Source organism: Acidithiobacillus sp. M4-SHS-6 (assembly GCF_047421495.1).
GTDB lineage: Bacteria > Pseudomonadota > Gammaproteobacteria > Acidithiobacillales > Acidithiobacillaceae > Acidithiobacillus.
Window position 1 is genome coordinate 1,355,355 of record NZ_CP175559.1, and the last position, 16,808, is coordinate 1,372,162.

At 55.3% G+C, this 16,808-nt stretch carries 14 protein-coding genes; 6 read left to right on the forward strand and 8 right to left on the reverse strand.

The genetic code is table 11. From position 1 onward, the window contains the following. Positions 1-118: 118 nt before the first annotated feature. The 6 genes from ACJU26_RS06940 (at position 119) to ACJU26_RS06965 (ending at position 8,097) form a co-directional block, all read left to right on the forward strand. Positions 119-2,137 carry a helix-turn-helix domain-containing protein gene (locus ACJU26_RS06940; RefSeq protein WP_414041777.1) on the forward strand — a complete coding sequence of 673 codons (2,019 nt, stop codon included), beginning with the start codon at positions 119-121 and terminating at the stop codon, positions 2,135-2,137. Then, the gene (locus ACJU26_RS06945; protein ID WP_414041778.1) at positions 2,088-2,825 is read left to right on the forward strand and encodes an AzlC family ABC transporter permease; all 738 of its coding nucleotides are present in this window, start codon (positions 2,088-2,090) and stop codon (positions 2,823-2,825) included. The genes ACJU26_RS06940 and ACJU26_RS06945 overlap by 50 nt, the downstream gene beginning before the upstream one ends. Continuing rightward, positions 2,818-3,156 (forward strand): AzlD domain-containing protein, encoded by a 339-nt coding sequence (locus ACJU26_RS06950; RefSeq protein WP_414041779.1) that lies wholly within the window; start codon positions 2,818-2,820, stop codon positions 3,154-3,156. The genes ACJU26_RS06945 and ACJU26_RS06950 overlap by 8 nt, the downstream gene beginning before the upstream one ends. A gap of 550 nt (positions 3,157-3,706) precedes the next feature. Further along, positions 3,707-4,875 (forward strand): IS3 family transposase gene (locus tag ACJU26_RS06955; protein ID WP_414041342.1). Its coding sequence is split into 2 segments (ribosomal slippage): positions 3,707-3,983 and positions 3,983-4,875, totalling 1,170 coding nucleotides; the frame shifts between segments, so codons are not numbered across the junction. A gap of 481 nt (positions 4,876-5,356) precedes the next feature. Next, entirely contained in the window at positions 5,357-5,674 is a 318-nt protein-coding gene (locus tag ACJU26_RS06960) for a hypothetical protein (RefSeq protein ID WP_414041144.1), read from the forward strand. 374 nt (positions 5,675-6,048) lie between these two features. Next, entirely contained in the window at positions 6,049-8,097 is a 2,049-nt protein-coding gene (locus ACJU26_RS06965) for a TonB-dependent receptor plug domain-containing protein (RefSeq protein WP_414041780.1), read from the forward strand. Between the two features lie 330 nt (positions 8,098-8,427). Here ACJU26_RS06965 and ACJU26_RS06970 read toward each other — a convergent pair whose 3' ends face one another. The 8 genes from ACJU26_RS06970 to ACJU26_RS07005 form a co-directional block, all read right to left on the reverse strand. Continuing rightward, positions 8,428-8,745, reverse strand: a complete 318-nt coding sequence (locus tag ACJU26_RS06970; protein ID WP_414041144.1) for a hypothetical protein — start codon at positions 8,743-8,745, stop codon at positions 8,428-8,430. Positions 8,746-9,816: 1,071 nt separating this feature from the next. Further along, the gene (locus ACJU26_RS06975) at positions 9,817-10,164 is read right to left on the reverse strand and encodes a hypothetical protein (protein WP_414041781.1); all 348 of its coding nucleotides are present in this window, start codon (positions 10,162-10,164) and stop codon (positions 9,817-9,819) included. A gap of 9 nt (positions 10,165-10,173) precedes the next feature. After that, complete coding sequence (locus tag ACJU26_RS06980; RefSeq protein WP_414041782.1) at positions 10,174-10,959, reverse strand: MBL fold metallo-hydrolase; 786 nt, start codon at positions 10,957-10,959, stop codon at positions 10,174-10,176. Positions 10,960-11,264: 305 nt separating this feature from the next. Continuing rightward, entirely contained in the window at positions 11,265-11,798 is a 534-nt protein-coding gene (hybE, locus tag ACJU26_RS06985; RefSeq protein WP_414041783.1) for a [NiFe]-hydrogenase assembly chaperone HybE, read from the reverse strand. After that, positions 11,795-12,322 carry a molecular chaperone gene (locus ACJU26_RS06990; protein ID WP_414041784.1) on the reverse strand — a complete coding sequence of 176 codons (528 nt, stop codon included), beginning with the start codon at positions 12,320-12,322 and terminating at the stop codon, positions 11,795-11,797. Before ACJU26_RS06990 ends, hybE begins: the two co-directional genes overlap by 4 nt. After that, positions 12,303-13,337: an NrfD/PsrC family molybdoenzyme membrane anchor subunit gene (gene nrfD, locus ACJU26_RS06995; RefSeq protein WP_414041785.1), complete on the reverse strand. Its 1,035-nt coding sequence runs from the start codon at positions 13,335-13,337 to the stop codon at positions 12,303-12,305. Before nrfD ends, ACJU26_RS06990 begins: the two co-directional genes overlap by 20 nt. Continuing rightward, on the reverse strand, positions 13,334-13,957 hold the full coding sequence (locus tag ACJU26_RS07000; RefSeq protein ID WP_414041786.1) for a 4Fe-4S dicluster domain-containing protein: 624 nt from the start codon (positions 13,955-13,957) through the stop codon (positions 13,334-13,336). The genes nrfD and ACJU26_RS07000 overlap by 4 nt, the downstream gene beginning before the upstream one ends. 10 nt (positions 13,958-13,967) lie before the next feature. Further along, entirely contained in the window at positions 13,968-16,718 is a 2,751-nt protein-coding gene (locus ACJU26_RS07005; RefSeq protein ID WP_414041787.1) for a molybdopterin-dependent oxidoreductase, read from the reverse strand. Positions 16,719-16,808: the final 90 nt, after the last annotated feature.

Below are 16,808 nucleotides of genomic sequence, written 5' to 3' on the forward strand. Positions count from 1 at the left end.
GGGCTGCATTTGGTCTGCCCGCACGGTGTGACTTTTCAAGATAACCACTGGCCCAAAATAGTTGAACATGCCATGTTTGTTCTATATAATGGAAATCTATTTTTATAGAGAACGATTCATGGACAATCAATCACTTCACCTGCTTGCGCAAAATATTCAAAAAATTCGTGCCGAGCGAGGTCTTACTCTTACAGGACTTGCGCAACGCTCCGGAGTTGCCAAATCGACCCTATCGCTTTTGGAGCGGGGCCAAGGTAATCCCACCATCGAAACGGTGTGGGCGGTGGCGAACGCCCTGGAAGTTCCCTTCGGCGACATCATAGAAGGCTTGGATGCTACCAGGAATTCCCTTGAAAAGGACCATGCACCCGGAGTGCGCGTTCGATTTACTGAACGATATGGTGCAAATCCTCGAATGGAGATTTACGAGATGACGATTGACGGGGGGCATAACCATCTTTCCAATGCGCATCCGTCAGGCGTATTTGAACGCGTTATTGCCTTGCATGGGGACATGCTGGTGGGTAGTGCGGAAAATAGCGTGATGTTACATCCTGGCCAAAGTTATTCGTTTGAGGGCGATAAAGCGCATGTCTATGCTGCACTCAAAGACAAAGCAACGGCTTTGGTGTTGATGGAATACCGAGGTGACAGCGCTCAGTCCGGCGGATATGGCATTGTGCTTGATTACCCGCAAAGCGATGCAGAGTGGGAAGGGGTTCGCGCCCTCACAAATCGAGCCGCTATCGATGTGGCGCAGGGGCTTACATCATTTTTTCTCGAATTACGCGGGCGGGACATTGATATACATGAGGTGGAAAGTCATCTGGATATGATCCATTCATCTGGTTTTCGGTGGCCACTTTTTGTCTTTGTCGGAAAAAATGAAAACAGTGCTTGGATAGCGATAATCCCGCAACATTTTGTTTGCGCTTTCGCGGTAAAGAGGGATCGTTTGGATGATTATATGCCTGCCATAATGGCTCCCGCGAGCCAGCTAGCCGCTATGGCCGAGCAACTTCCTGGTCCGCTGGACTCTTCCTTGATGAAGCAGTTGGAGGCACTCAGATCCTCTTTGGTACTCGAATCGTTAGCTTCAGAAGTCGCGTTACAACATGGGTTGTTGTTACTTCCCGATCCACTACGATCATTATCACCCGGGCGAAAAATCAGCGACATCTCTGGCGTCTCGGATGAGGATTTTTCCAATCGAATCAATGTGGATCTCTACGATGCTTATAAATTGCTCCACCCTGCGTATGCACGGCAGGTGCTTGCCTTGGCACAAGACGTTCTTGCATTTGATCAGCGCCGTGGGAGAGGATTGTTTATGGATATCGGTAGCGGTCCTGGTACAGCATTATTGATGCTGATGGAGCTTCTGCCAGAATCACATGCCTTAGCCTTGGAGTCTGACGACAAAGCTTTTTCCTCTCTGCTTAAAAATACCGAAAATCTGATGCGGTTGCGTTGCGAGCCAGTGGATTTTCTTGCATTCCACAAACTCGATGAAGCTCTTTCAGTGATTACATCCATAGGATCATCACACCATTTCAACACCGCGTTCATGCTGCAAAAAGCTTGGCATTTGCTTGCCGATAACGGTGTGTTGTGTATTGCGGATGAACTGCTTCCAGAGTTTACCGATTTGGACAGTCGGAACAATGCACTGATTCGCCATCATGTCACATATATTCTATCGTCCATGGCCAATGTGGATCGATTGGATGTCGAGAGTACCGATTCTGCTGATCTTACGATTTATTATCATATACGTGAGCAGCTTGTCCGTGTTTTCATGCTGGCTCAAAACAATCAGACAGGATCAGCCGTCAAATGCTGTCGTGATTTATTCGAACATATTCACCAAAACATCGCCATCAAGTTTCCATCTTCTGCTCTCGGTGCATTTGTCCGTTTTTATATATTGGAAATTGAGGTCATGGTCGCAGGATTTGACTATGAAATTGAGCACAAAACCTATCCCAAAAGATTGGCTGCGCTCGCTTATGGTGCCGGATTTGAACTGTTAAGCCATCGTCGGGTATTTGCTAGCTCGGGTACTGATGAATGGGACGGAGGAACCCATGTTTTCGCATTCCGAAAGCGTACGCGAGCAGTTTATGAAGCACCATGAAAAAGGCGGTTTCATTCGTGGGCTGGGTGCCAGCCTACCCATTGCCGTGGGTTATGTACCTATTGCCTTTTCTTTTGGTCTCGTGGCCGTTCATGCCGGGCTCACTCCGTTGATGACGGTTCTGATTTCAGCATTAATTTTTGCCGGTGCCAGCCAATTTGTTCTGGTTTCTCTGCTATCCATTGGTGCAGGCTTTTGGTACCCCCTGGCTGTTGTGCTGCTCATGAATTCGAGGCATGCCTTTTATGGCCCAACGCTGCTGCGTAAAATGTCACTCAAGCACAGTAGCTTTACCCGCGCGTGGTTGGCTGCCGGTCTTACCGATGAGGTTTTTGCGACTTCTCTCAGCCGGCTAGACCGGATTGCAGAGCAGCACCGTGAATCCTGGTACAGCGGATTACAAACGGGTGCATATGCCGCATGGATTTTGGGTACGGTCATCGGTTCTATCTCCAGTGCACAGATTGCGCATCTTCCCGTTGTCCATCAGGCTATTCAATTCGTTTTGCCAGCACTGTTCATGGCGTTACTTTTAGAATTCATGTCCCACGATTCGCTCATTGTTGTCATCGTCGCTGCTGTTGTGACGGTAGTCATGCTTTTGCTGCTCCCGACCTATCAAGCGATGCCAATAGCGATGCTTGTTGGTGCTCTTAGCATGAGCTGGAAAAGGCTAGAATATGGTTAATCCTTTGGGGCTGGTTATTGCTGCGGCTATCGGCACATTTCTGCTGCGTTTTATTCCTTTTCTTCTGGCCCATAAAGTCGTCAAAACGCGAAGAGCGAACTTATGGTGGGAACTCTTTCTTGAAAGAATTGGTCCCGCCGCGATTGCATCGTTGCTGATCGTTTCTCTGAGTGCAGACTTGCGCGTGCCATCCAATAATCAGATGGTAGCCATTGGTGGAGCTTTATGCGTGATTGTTGTGGTTAAACGTTCCTTAGGCGGTGTCGCTATTGCCACCTTAACAGGTGCATTGGTCTATGGCTTGATCAGCTGGATTTATGCTGGATTATAAGGAACCTTTGCGATATTCTCTGGGATCAGTGCAAATATTGTAGGGGTTAAAAGAGTTTTTGGTAACGATTCAGGCCACAGAAGATGCCAATATGATCACAGAGTACTCTCTTGTCCCTTGACGGTCATCCCACCATGGAACAGGACTCCGTTAAATGTGATGATAACAATACTGATTGATAGAGATATAGCCATGTTTTTACGCCACTGCGCAAACTGCACTCATGATTTATGAGTATATTCATGTAGTTGTAGTTTTCTTCTGGGTATCTTGTTTTGAAAATCAGCAGGTTATCTAACACATTGACTGGGCCCTGCTTCATTACCATTATTATCATTTGGAAATTAAAATCCGGACAAAACCTCATGAAAAAATGCCGTTTTCCAGTATTGGCCCTCGGCGCCTTGACGATTTCCCATGGCCTTCCGGTCTTGGCAGCAGGCAATTCCCAGACAGGCAGCCCTTTGCGCGTGCAAATCACCGTGCCCCGTATAGTGGTCCCCATATTTGAGACAGTGGTTTAAGCTTGTTGTCTGGTAGGGAGAAGACGATGAGCGCAGCAAAAAGGAAAGTGTATGGGGCGGCATTCAAGGGCAAGGTGGGCCTGGAGGCGATCCGGGGTTTAAAAACCATCAATGAAATTGCCCAGGAGCACGGCGTTCACCCGGCGCAGGTAGGGCAATGGAAGAAGGCGATCCAGGAGCAGGTTGGCACCTTATTTGAGGGCAAACGTGGCCCACAGCCGGTAGATGCCTACAGCGAGCCGGAACGCCTCTACAGTGAAATCGGCCGGTTGAAGGTTGAACTGGATTGGCTGAAAAAAAAGTCCGGAGTGCGCCCGTAGAGGTCCGGCGGGCTTGGATAGTGCCAGATCAGTATGTGCCCATTCAGCGGCAGTGTAGGTTAGCCGGCGTTGCCCGTGCCACGGTTTATGCTCAGCGACAGGAGAGGCCGCCCCGTGCCGACGACAAGGTGCTGATGGATTTGCTGGATGCGCAATACACGGCGACGCCTTTTTATGGGAGTCGCCGGATGACCGCACTGCTCCGGAAACGGGGGTTTATGGTCAATCGCAAAAGAGTTCAGCGACTGATGCGCGCCCTGGGTTTGGCGGGCATGGCACCGGGGCCCAATACCAGCCGACCCCATCCGGAGCACAAGATCTATCCCTATCTGCTGCGGGGTCTGATGATTGATCGCCCCGGTCAGGTCTGGAGTACGGACATCACCTATGTTCGGCTACTGCACGGTTTTGTGTATCTGGTGGCCATCATGGATTGGTACAGCCGCAAGGTATTGAGCTGGCGGATCAGTAATACTATGGAGGCGGAGTTCTGTGTAGTGTGTCTGGAAGAGGCTCTGCAACGCTATGGTGCGCCGGAGATATTCAACACGGACCAAGGCAGCCAGTTCACCTCTGAGGCCTTTACCGGCGTGCTTCAGGCGCATGATGTACGGATCAGTATGGATGGCCGCGGCCGGGCCTTGGACAACATCTTTGTGGAGAGGCTCTGGCGCACCGTAAAGTACGAGGATGTCTACATAAAGGGCTATGGCAGAGTGCCGGAGCTGATGATCGGGCTGACCGCCTACTTTGAGTTCTACAATGGCCGCCGCCTGCACCAGTCCCTCGGCTACGTTACACCGGATCAGGTTTACCTGACCGGCCAGGGCGGCGGGGCCTGTATTGTGGACAAGTATCCGAAGATCGCAGCTTGACCGTTACTCATGGATGATTTGGGGCAGCGCCATTCCGCTGCAGTGTGAGTATGGCCAAAGATATTGATGGTTTTGGATGCCCTGACGGTCAAGTAGCGTGAGGGGCGGTAGTCATGGCCCATAGCTGATGGTGATCATTGTAACTGTTACGTATCAATTCTCTTGAAAAGAAGATTGGAAGAAAGTTATGGTCTGTCTTCGGCTCAGAAAGAAGGGGTGCATAAAGGTGTTACATTTGGCACAGAGCGCAAAATGGCAGGCCACAGTGACCGCTATGGATCTGCAACTGGCGGAAGAAAGAAAGTCGAAAGGATGTCCTTATTGTGGCGGCAAGCTCCATAGTGCCCGCTTTCCTCGGCTGCTCCGTGGTGAATCCGGGAAAGCACCCGTCTTGGTACATCGGCACAGCTTCTGTTGCGAAACCTGCCGTAAGCGCGTAACGCCGCCTTCGGTGCGGTTCTTTGGCAGAAGGCGATACGCAATGACCAGTATGCTGCTGATCTCCGTCCTGCAGCCTGGAAAGGCCAAGAAAGCCCAGCATGACAAGTTGCGGTCCCTGTTGGGCATTTCCAAACGTACCCTGGCCCGATGGCGGCTATGGTGGCGTGAGGCGTTTGTTCGCACCCCTCTTTGGCGGGCCGAGGGGGCCATCATCCTTCCACCGATTCCTCGGCAAGATCTGCCTGGCGGGCTGATAGAGCGATTTGTCGGGAACAGCATGCAGCAATTGCTCTACGCGCTGGTGTTCCTGTCACCTCTATCTGCACCTCTATTTTTCCCTGAAAAAAGAGGGCCGTAAATTTCCCGCAGAGAATGTCACCGTTTTTGCAGAATGTTGAGGAGGTCAAAAATTAGCCAGCAATCGTAAGTATCAAGCGCTATTCAAACTAGCCGGGCATGGGCGCCACCATGGTCTGGCCCGTTGAGGGGTGCGCAAGAATTAGCGCATTAGGGCGCTCAGCACACGAGGTGTGGGAAAGTAGCAAGCTTTATGAATGGTAATGAAAAAAAGTAGAACAGCACTCACCTGGCGACCCCTCAAAAAACTTGACCAGAGCACCATCAATTTGGCTGAGCACACTCAAGTGGAAGTAACCGGACCAACTTAAACTCACTCTCTAGCTGTCTTGACCAATGGGTCCACCATACCGAGAGCGCCAATCCCCGCCGGGGATGAAGCAAAACCTGTCCTTCCAGCACCCGCAGCCCGGTGCAGACAGCAGTCAACTGTTGCAGGCCATTATGGGTGCCCAAAGCCTCGGCTCCGGGGCATTGGCCAATCAACCCTTTCTTTCGGGGCTGGGCGGCAGCAATCTCAACATATTGGTCAACGGCATCGCCATTCCCAACGCCTGTCCCAACGAAATGATGCCGGCCATGTCCTACCTACCCCCCAGCCAGGTGGGGAAGATCACCGTCTATCCCACCGTTGCCCCCGTTACCCGGCTTACGGGGGCCTTGGGCGGGGCCATCTCCGTAAGCAGCCCGGCGCCGGTCTTTGCCAGCGCCGGTCAACACTATACGGCCGGCGGGAGCATGGGCGCCTTCTATCAGAGCAATGGCGATGTCCACGGCGAAAATCTGAGCCTCTATGGGGCCGGCACCCACTTCTCCATCCGCTACGATGGCAGCCTTGCCCAGGGCAACAATGTTCACGCCGCCGCCCCCTTCAAGACCGCCGTTCCCTCTATCTCGGCCAAGACCATCGGCTCCACGTACTTCCGTTCCGAGAATCAAAGCCTGACCCTGGCAGGCCGCTGGCAGAGCCAGCTTCTGGAACTACGGGTGAGCCACCAGCATATCCCCTACGAAGGCTTTCCCAACGTCCGCATGGACCTTGCCAACAATTCCGAAACCACCTTCCAACTCCATTATTTGAGGAAATTCTCCTGGGGCCAGGTGGACACCCGGCTCTACAACGAGCTGATCCAGCATGAGATGAACCTTCTCGGCGACAAAGAAATGGGTCCCATGAGCCAGATGCCCATGTATACCCAGGCAACTCAGCAGGGACTGCGAAGTATCGCCTTGCTCCGACTCGATCCACAGGACAGTATTCATCTGGGTCTGGACCTGCGCTGGTACCACCTGAACGACTGGTGGACACCCGTGGCGGGCAGCCCGATGATGCGCCCGGACATCTTCTGGAACATCCGCAATGGCCATGAAGACCATTACGACGTCCTGGCCGACTGGGAGCATCATTGGAGCCGCACATGGATGAGCCGCATCGGTCTGCGCCTGGATCAGGTGGAAACCCGCAGTGGTCCGGTGCAGGGTTACAACCCCATGATGTATGGCAATCCGGCCATGGCCGATTCCCTCCCAGGCCGCTTCAATCGCAGCGATCGGGCGCGCAGCTTCAGCAACTGGGACGCCAGCGCCATCCTCCGCTATGCCCCCAGCCAGACCCTGCAACTGGAGCTAGGCCTGGCCCGCACGACCCAGGCACCTAATCTCTACGAACTCTATACCTGGTCAGACAACCCCATGGCCATGAACATGAATGGTTGGTTTGGCGACGGCAATGGCTACATCGGCAATCTGCGGATCAAAGCACAAACCAACAATACCCTGAGTCTCCATGCCGGCCTGCGGAGCGCCACAGCCGGGGCCTGGCAGATAGAGGTCAACCCCTATTTCTCTTACATTCAGAATTATATTGGCGTCCAACGCTGTCCAGTGGGGCTGGGAGGGGCATGCACGACGGCCAATCTGCAGGCTAGCCGCGGCTTTGTGTATTTACAGTTTGTCAATCAGAATGCCGAAATCTGGGGAGTGAACGCCAACGCCAAACTGCGTCTGCTCCAGACCAGAAAATTTGGTGATTTCGATGCCCGCGCCCAACTGGCCTTCGTCCAGGGGCAAAATCTCAGCACCCACGCGCCGCTGTATCGGATCATGCCGCTGGAAGGCCTTCTCACCCTGCAGCAGGATTGGGGCCCCTGGCAGAACTGGATTGGAGAGACGCTGGTCGCCGCCAAGGGGCGAGCGGACCCGATTCGCAACGAGGTCCGTACTCCCGGCTACGGTCTATTGGACCTGGGCACCCGCTTTACCCACGGGTCCTGGCAAGCCAGTCTGAGCTTGCTGAACCTGCTCAATCAGTTCTATTACCAACCCCTGGGCGGCGCCTATCTGGGGCAGAAGCCCTACGCCTGGGGAATTGCAGTGCCGGGGCAAGGGCGCTCCGTCAACCTGAGCCTCAATTATCGCTTTTAGGGGCACATCGTCGGCGGCCCATCGACGCGCCAGAACATCGAAACCTGAGTGTGCTCAGCCAAATTGATGGTGCTCTGGTCAAGTTTTTTGAGGGGTCGCCAGGTGAGTGCTGTTCTACTTTTTTTCATTACCATTCATAAAGCTTGCTACTTTCCCACACCTCGTGTGCTGAGCGCCCTAATGCGCTAATTCTTGCGCACCCCTCAACGGGCCAGACCATGGTGGCGCCCATGCCCGGCTAGTTTGAATAGCGCTTGATACTTACGATTGCTGGCTAATTTTTGACCTCCTCAACATTCTGCAAAAACGGTGACATTCTCTGCGGGAAATTTACGGCCCTCTTTTTTCAGGGAAAAATAGAGGTGCAGATAGAGGTGACAGGAACACCAGCGCGTAGAGCAATTGCTGCATGCTGTTCCCGACAAATCGCTCTATCAGCCCGCCAGGCAGATCTTGCCGAGGAATCGGTGGAAGGATGATGGCCCCCTCGGCCCGCCAAAGAGGGGTGCGAACAAACGCCTCACGCCACCATAGCCGCCATCGGGCCAGGGTACGTTTGGAAATGCCCAACAGGGACCGCAACTTGTCATGCTGGGCTTTCTTGGCCTTTCCAGGCTGCAGGACGGAGATCAGCAGCATACTGGTCATTGCGTATCGCCTTCTGCCAAAGAACCGCACCGAAGGCGGCGTTACGCGCTTACGGCAGGTTTCGCAACAGAAGCTGTGCCGATGTACCAAGACGGGTGCTTTCCCGGATTCACCACGGAGCAGCCGAGGAAAGCGGGCACTATGGAGCTTGCCGCCACAATAAGGACATCCTTTCGACTTTCTTTCTTCCGCCAGTTGCAGATCCATAGCGGTCACTGTGGCCTGCCATTTTGCGCTCTGTGCCAAATGTAACACCTTTATGCACCCCTTCTTTCTGAGCCGAAGACAGACCATAACTTTCTTCCAATCTTCTTTTCAAGAGAATTGATACGTAACAGTTACAATGATCACCATCAGCTATGGGCCATGACTACCGCCCCTCACGCTACTTGACCGTCAGGGCATCCAAAACCATCAATATCTTTGGCCATACTCAGAAACCTCGAGGACGCCGCCCAGTTGCCAGCATCTTCCCGTAAGGCCATAACTCACTTAGAGTGGGACCGTAAGGCGATAATCCCGATAGACAATCCCTGCCTCTTCCAGTAACCGCGGGCGCTGGGTCAGGATCCGGTAGCTTGTACCGCCAAAGCCAGCCGGGATTGCGCCGCCAGTGCCCGCAAAACCCTCCGTCTGATCGGATTCTGAGTCGCTACCCACTGGTTTACTCATCCGGGTAGACCTTCGGAGGAAGAGCCACGTCCGCCGAACACCGAATTCCCCATCTCAAGCCGAAAACCGCCCATATGGCACCGCAAATCCTCAACAAAGCGTGACACAAGAAAGCTTCTGCCATCCCCTCAGACGAGCTTGACGGAGCCCAGGACTTATGCCCTGTTCAGCATCATGGGTAAACCTCTGCTCTACGACTGCCCACCGTCCACGCTGTTTTTTTATTCGTTCGGAACTGGTGTTGTCATCCTCGATGTGCTAGCTGTGCTGGATGGGGCTATTAATCGCGTCCTGGCGCTACGTCCTGAAAATTGGGCGGTTTTGTTGGCGACAGGCATTGTCTCTTGTCGAGGCGCTTGCGTTCGAGAAATCACGGTGCAACAACAACCCTGGAATTATTTACCGCAGCAAATTCTGAACCTCCCGACGTAATGCTCTGCTCATTTCCAGGCTGCTGGGAACGACGAGCAGAAAAACTTCACTGTCAACAGGGAAAAACAGGGCGCTATGGTCACGGCAGTGGATGCAGATATCGGGCTGCTCACATTCTCCGAGTCCATCGGCAATATGATCGGCCAGTCGGGTCAGGGCTGCGGTGGTGCTGCCAATGAGCCGTTGATCCCCTACCAGATCGCCGGCATGGAGCAAAAAACCGCCATCACCAGCCACCAGGGCCAAGCCCAGCAATTCAGGCACAATTTTTTTCAACGCATCGTGAATACGAAAAAAACGTTCCGGGTTCCACATGTTTTTCTCCTATTTTTGTAGTGGTATCCGATAATCCTGTGGGTTCAGCAGGTCCAGCCCGCAGTCCAAGGCGACAAACCAGTCCAGAAAGGCGGCTACCGTGTCTTTTCCCCGAAATGAAGCGCCATGCTGGGGAACGATCCATTCCACATCCAGGGAGCGAATCATTTCTGCCCAGAGCCGGCAGGCCTTGTTTCCGCCCATGTAACGGCGATGGAAACCCTCCATGCCGGCCCGGCCCCGATGCTCGGCAAAAGCTGCTGGACTGTCGATAGCCTGAGCAGCCTCGGCACCACTGACCAGGTTGGCGCCTACGTCCCCGGAAAAAAGAATCTTGCTCTGGGGATCATAGACCTGAAAATTGCCGACAGCATGCAAGTAGTGGGCGGGGATCAGTGCCAGCGGCGCGCCCCCCAATTCAACCCACATCCCCTCGGGGGGAATGGCTATAAGACGGCCTTCGGTAGCACCCCGACTGCAAAAATGCGGTAAAAAGCGGACCCACTCCTGGGCAATCAGAATCTTGGCATCGGTAATCAAGAGCCAGCCATTGGCGGAAGCTACGATGTCCGGGTCTTCATGGGAGGCAAATACATAGTCCAGATGGGCGGGCAGGAAGTATTCTGCCATGCCTGCAAGCAGGTCTTTGTAGGTCAGGTTACCACCCGGGTCCAACAACATGCCTTCTCCCTGATGCACAATCAGGAACTGATTGGCCTGGATACCCTCGCCCGTCACCAGATCCGTAAACGCCACACATTTGTGCTTGCCATCGTCATATAATTTATGGCTCATTATAACCCCCTCTTCCTATTGGTTTTCTCTTGAGTGATGGGGTTATCACCCCTTTTGGTCACAGTAATTCAACAATTACATGATCGGTATTTGTGCCCATATATCTGTAGGTATGACCATGCATATATTCCTTTATGGTGGATTCCTTGGGTTGCGTATGTCTTCCCAAGCGGGAGATCTCAAGAATGTAACTTCTTTTTAGAAGATTATCCCACGGGAATCACTGTCAGGACAAGGGATTATGGCTCTCAGGACAACCGTCTGCGCAGGCCTATGTGCGAAGTGATTGGAGGGAGTACAGGTGTTCATGGCTCCCTGGGCGTCGGCATCAGGCGCCGCAGAAAATCGCGGCGGTCGCAACGCTGTTGTTCCTGCATGCTGGTGCGAATTTTGCGGCGGTGGTCGATGACGCCCTCCCAGGCCGCAAACACGGCGGCGGCGTCAGGATAGCGGCGCAGATTCTGGACCAGTGGTTGCCAAAGAAAATGCCCGATCTCCGGCAGGTATTGGAGGTGGCCCTGCCCGAGCACGTCGGGAATCTTCAGACTCAGGGCGGGACCAAGGCCGGTACAGGGCTGATCCACCCGTGCGGCGGCAGACCAGCCTTCGGGCAGGGGAACGTCGGGGGCCTTGCGGGGGATCGCCAGGCGATAGAGGGCGATGGGCGTCAGCAGATAGGCCAGATACCAGTCCTGCGCTTTTTGCAAATCCCGTATCTCGACAGAGAGCCCCGGATGGGCGTTGGGGCTGTTTGCAAAGCATTGTTGATGCCAGCCGGCAAACACCTCCTCCAGGGTCTGTGCCATGTTGTCGCGATCCGTCCCGATTTGCCAGTTCATGGGTGCAATCCTTTAGCCTGACGGCGGATTTCGCCAGCCAGCTCGCGATAGAAGAGGAACTCGGCATGTCCTTCCAGGCAGTCGCAGAAACGATCCAGCCAGTCCGCCAGGTATTCCCGATAAAAATCGGCTACCGCGGAGGTATCGTCCTTTTCCAGAAAAAAGCCGATGCACTCCGCCATGCTGCCCAGGTAATCTGCAGGCAAGCCCCGAATGGCCAGCTCAAACTGTCCATAAAATCGCTCCAGTTCGCCGGCGCGGTGACCATCCAGAACGCCGTCCTCCAGGAAAGGGGAAGCGAAGGGCGGACAGACGGCAGGGAAGGTGAACAGCCGGGTATGCTCACCCTGCCAGGCATCCAGGGCCACTGTGGCCAATTCCCCCAAGGCGGGGGGCAACCACTCCGGCTGATAGGGTTGTTCGCCGATCAACTCCGTGGAGTCGGCGGCGGGCTCGGCCAGGGCCATGGCGATAAAGCGCCAGGCCTCCGCATGCCTACCCGCTTCAGTGGCTGGTGAGGACATGATAGATACCCGCACCGAGGACGCCGTCGTGGCCGGCATTGGCCCAAGGGAAGACGTACACGCCGCTGGCCAGGAAGTAGTGGCGCAGCAGGAAGCCACCCAGCAGCACCATACAGGCAGTGAGGATCACCGGAGCGCTGCCTTTCCAACCATTGAATGTGCCCTTGATCTCCAGCAGGAAGGGCAAAATCAGGCCGACGATCAGGAAGCCGATGATCCAGCCCCAACTGTTCAGGAGGATATGCAGGGTGGTCTGACCGCTGAGATTGCCCGGCAAAATGACCAGCATGATGCTGAAAACCAGCACGATTTCAACGGCGATGAGGAGCATGTCCAAGCGCTCATACCACCGGGCCATGGCGTCATGCTGATGCAGTACGCCGTACAGTACCAGCAATTGAAAGGCGAGTGCCGTAGAGAAGGCGGAAACGGTGAACAAAGGCGGCACCAGGTCATTGGCCCAGAGGGTTGCCGCGGGGAAGGAGCGCAGCAGCAAACCTGTATACACGGCGGTGCCTACTCCGCAGAGGATGGCCAGCCAGGCAATGGGGGTGCGTAGTTTCTGCGCCCAGACGCCCACCAGTTTGATCAGTGGCAGTTCGAACCAGAAATTCAGCCAGCGCCCCAACAGCGGCAGGTGGCGGAACCAGGGTTCATCGAGCAGCAGTGGCCAGAGGTAGAGCAGGCCGAAGACCATCGCCCAGACGATGAACTGGGTGCCCCAGGCGATCCAGGACCAGGGCAGGAAGAAGGGATTCCAGGGCATCAGGATCTCCCAGACATTGAGGGGGTGAAGCAGGTCGATCAGCAGCAGGGCGGAGCCAACGCCCAGAAAAGCCTCTCCCGCCAGGGTACCCCAGAGAGTGACGGCCCGGTTGGCGTGGAAATAGAGATGACTGAAGAGACTCAGGGCAATGAGGGCCGCACCCAGACCGCCGAGGAAAAGATAGGCCGCGACCAGCGTTGCCCAGCGGTCCTGAACAATGAGACTGGTGGCAAAATGGACCGAGTTCATAGGAGATCCTCCGGAATCTTGTGCACATAATAAACATTGGGGCCGGTGCCGAGTTCAGGGAGCAGGCCTTGCGCCTTGCCGGTGGCGACCACCTTGGTGATGAGATCGTTGGGGTTGTCCAGGTCACCGAAAATACGGGAGTGGGCCACGCAGGTTTCCACGCAGGCGGGCTCCAGACCTTGCTGCAGGCGGTCATAGCAGAAGTCGCATTTGTCGATGCTGGGCACGGTCCGTTTGAGGAAATCCTTACCATAGTAGGCCAAGCCCTTGTCGATGTCGTTGCTGTTCGCCGGGTAGCGCGCATCGTAAGGACAGGCCATGGCACAGGCCTGACAACCCAGGCAGATGTCGGGGTTGACGCGGACGATGCCGTTGGCCTCCTTCCAGGTGGCGCCAGTCGGGCAGACGCTCACGCAGGGGGGGTTATCGCACTGATTGCAGAGCTTGGGGAAAAACTGGCGGAGGAACTTATCCCCGATATCGATTTCTTCGTCGTACACATAAGTGCGGTATTTTTCCGGATTCCACACGGGCGTCTGGTTTTCCATGGCGCAAGCGGCCATACAGGCATTGCAGCCGACGCAGGTATCCAGATTGATGAGCATGGCATATTTGGTCATGACAGATTCCTCAGGCGCGTTCGAGGCGCACGGTGAATTCCTGGGAGCGGAAACCACCGCTCACCGGTTCGATGAAGTCGGGCGTGATTTTGTTCAGGGCCGTGCCCATGCGATAGCCATGGGTGAGGGCCGGATTCTGGTCGCCATAGCCACTATAGAGAAAGACGGTATCTTCCCGGACGAGGCGGGTGACATGCACCGATGCCTCGGCCTTCTGCTGCGTGAGTTGGTTGGTCACCCATACCTTGTCGCCTTCCTTCAGCCCGAGCTTGCCGGCACGCTGACTGTGTACCCAGAGGCCCGTATAAATCTCGCCGCGGAACTTGCTGATACTCACCAGGGGTTGGAAATCGTTGTTCGGCGAACAATGGGAAACCACGGGCACCATGCCGTAGGTGAAATAGAACTCGTCATCGGCCATGGATGTCTTGCTCCCGGGTCGGCAATCCGCAGGGATGTAAGTGGCCAGCACAGAGAAGTAGGGGTCTTGCCATAGCGCGAACTGCTCACGCAGTTGGCCATAGAGATTGCTGTAGAATTCGGCGCGGCCACTGGGGGTGGGCAAGGGCATCTTGCGCGGCATCCCGTAGTTGGCGATGAGTTCGTCCGCCTTGGCCACCGGATAGACCCCCTTCTCGCGCAACACCGCATCGAGCTTCTGTGGCGTGATGCCCAGTCCTTGGGCCTTCATTTCGAAATCCACCTGGCGGCTGGCCATGGTGAAGGGATTTTTGATGCCTTTGGCGCGGTACTCGGCGGTCAGCGCCTTGAGGCGGTCGGCGGGCAGACCGGCGAGTTGCTCCAGGGCCCGATAATAGGGCTCGCTGCTGCCGCTGATGATTTCCGTCAACTTCAGGAAGGCATCGGGCAGAACGACATTGTCATAGGCCGGTGGAACCGATTGATAGCGGGTGATGAGCATGTTGTCGGGGTTGACGCCGTTGCCGTAAATGGCCGGTTCGTCCCGTTCCAGATAGGTGAGTTCCGGCAGCACCACGTCGGCATAGGCCACCGTATCGGTGGGCATGACATCCATCACCACCACCAGTTCCATGTTGGGATGGGTGAAGGCCTCGTGCCAGAACCCGTCCGGCGCATCGCGCGTGGGATTGGTGCCGTTCAGGAGGATCGCCTTGCACAGATAGGGGGCACCCTTCCAGGTGAGCTTGCCCTTGATGGCGGAATCCAGCCCCACCTCGGTGGTGAAAGGGAAGGCCGCCCAGTCCGGTGAATCCTGAGGGATCTGATCGCGGTGTACCACCGCCCAGGCCGGATAGCCGTGGGGATAGGTGTGGGGATCGGCGGCGGCATTGGCGGCCCAGTAGACGAAAGGCATGCCCGCCAGGCTCGCCATGGGCGGCGCCTTGGGGTCATTTTTCACCTCCCACATGTGCCGCACCTGTTCGCGGTAGTCACCGCCGAAGAGCCAGCCACCGGGCACGTCGAAGCCACCCTTGAGACCCTGGATCATGGCCTGAACCCGGCGCAGCATCTGGATGTTGCCATAGCGGGCGCCGGACCAGCCGGGAATGACGATAGGGGATTTGGCCGTAGAGAATTCCCGGGCGATTTTGCGAATATCGTCGGCGCTGATGCCGGTATTGGCCGCTGCCCATTCCGGAGTGTAGGGCTGAAGCTCCTGATGCTGGGCGTCAAAGACCGTCAGCAAGGCTTCGCCGTCGTGCTGAAAGCCCTTGGGGGTGTGCAGCAGGGGGGTGACGCTGGCTCCGGCGCTGCTTTGCAGGTTATGGTTGCTGAAGGCCGGCAGAAACACCACCTGTCCACTGTGCGCATCGATGACGGCGGGTTCTTTTTTATCGGAAAGATAGAGCGCCCAGGCGTTGTGTTGGTTTTTGCGGACCAGGAAAGGCATGTTACTGTGGCGGATGAGGAAGTCCTCGTCATACCAGCCGTTATCCATCATCTCGCGGAGCATGGCCAGGGTGAAATCGAGATCGGTGCCGGGTTTGATAGCGTACCACTCATCCGCCTTGGCCGCTGTCTCCGAGGCGCGCGGGTCCAGAACGACGACCTTGGCACCCTTTTCCTTGGCTGCGGAAAAGCGCACGGCGCGGCAGGTGGAAATGCCGCCGATGCAGGCGTTGCCGATGATGGACAGGATATAATCGCTGTTTTCGTAATCCTCGATATTCTCGCCGTGCACCACGTAATTGCCGGTCATGGAGTTGGTGCCGAAATGGCCGTCGAAAACACAGTTTTGGGTAGGCGAGGTGATGAGATTGGGGATCTGATTGGCGGCGTTGAAGCAGAAGGTGGCGGGAATATAGAAGGAGCAGGTGCTCCAGCCGCCGTAGACCGTCCATTCCCATGGCTTGATGTTTTTGCTCTTCTGGGCAATATAATCCCACGCTTCTTCCCAGGTTGCCGAACGGAATTTCATCTCGCCCCGCTTGCTGCCGGCCACGCGGATCAGTGGTGTTTTGATGCGGTTGGCGCTATAAACTTGGCGCAGTCCGGATTGGCCGCGGGCGCAGATCTTGTCGCCATTGAGGGTGGAATTGGGGTTGCCGCCCAGCTTCATGATGCGCTGCTTGCCTTTTTTCTCCGCGACGGTAATACGCAGCGAGCAAAAGGAAGAGCAGTAGTTGCAGATGGAGTAGGCAAAGTGGTCGGCAGTGTCGGGATGTGTGGGGCCCGCCAACCTGATCCAGTCGGGATGGTAGAGAGTCGCGCCCACGGCACTGACGCTGGTACTTTTAAGGAAGGTACGGCGGGTCATTTTTGGAAACTGCCAAGCCATTGGAAGGCCTCCTGTGCATAAATGCAGCATGGTGTAAAATAATTATATTAAGACATAACCATATGTTTATATGCTACGCGCCTTGTTGCC

What these genes read in the sequence shown, in the direction of transcription:
- ACJU26_RS06940 (WP_414041777.1), top strand. Translation starts at nt 119, where the DNA reads ATGGACAATCAATCACTTCACCTGCTTGCGCAAAATATTCAAAAAATT.
- ACJU26_RS06945 (WP_414041778.1), top strand. Translation starts at nt 2,088, where the DNA reads ATGTTTTCGCATTCCGAAAGCGTACGCGAGCAGTTTATGAAGCACCAT.
- ACJU26_RS06950 (WP_414041779.1), top strand. Translation starts at nt 2,818, where the DNA reads ATGGTTAATCCTTTGGGGCTGGTTATTGCTGCGGCTATCGGCACATTT.
- ACJU26_RS06960 (WP_414041144.1), top strand. Translation starts at nt 5,357, where the DNA reads ATGACCAGTATGCTGCTGATCTCCGTCCTGCAGCCTGGAAAGGCCAAG.
- ACJU26_RS06965 (WP_414041780.1), top strand. Translation starts at nt 6,049, where the DNA reads ATGAAGCAAAACCTGTCCTTCCAGCACCCGCAGCCCGGTGCAGACAGC.
- ACJU26_RS06970 (WP_414041144.1), bottom strand. Translation starts at nt 8,745, where the DNA reads ATGACCAGTATGCTGCTGATCTCCGTCCTGCAGCCTGGAAAGGCCAAG.
- ACJU26_RS06975 (WP_414041781.1), bottom strand. Translation starts at nt 10,164, where the DNA reads ATGTGGAACCCGGAACGTTTTTTTCGTATTCACGATGCGTTGAAAAAA.
- ACJU26_RS06980 (WP_414041782.1), bottom strand. Translation starts at nt 10,959, where the DNA reads ATGAGCCATAAATTATATGACGATGGCAAGCACAAATGTGTGGCGTTT.
- hybE (WP_414041783.1), bottom strand. Translation starts at nt 11,798, where the DNA reads ATGAACTGGCAAATCGGGACGGATCGCGACAACATGGCACAGACCCTG.
- ACJU26_RS06990 (WP_414041784.1), bottom strand. Translation starts at nt 12,322, where the DNA reads ATGTCCTCACCAGCCACTGAAGCGGGTAGGCATGCGGAGGCCTGGCGC.
- nrfD (WP_414041785.1), bottom strand. Translation starts at nt 13,337, where the DNA reads ATGAACTCGGTCCATTTTGCCACCAGTCTCATTGTTCAGGACCGCTGG.
- ACJU26_RS07000 (WP_414041786.1), bottom strand. Translation starts at nt 13,957, where the DNA reads ATGACCAAATATGCCATGCTCATCAATCTGGATACCTGCGTCGGCTGC.
- ACJU26_RS07005 (WP_414041787.1), bottom strand. Translation starts at nt 16,718, where the DNA reads ATGGCTTGGCAGTTTCCAAAAATGACCCGCCGTACCTTCCTTAAAAGT.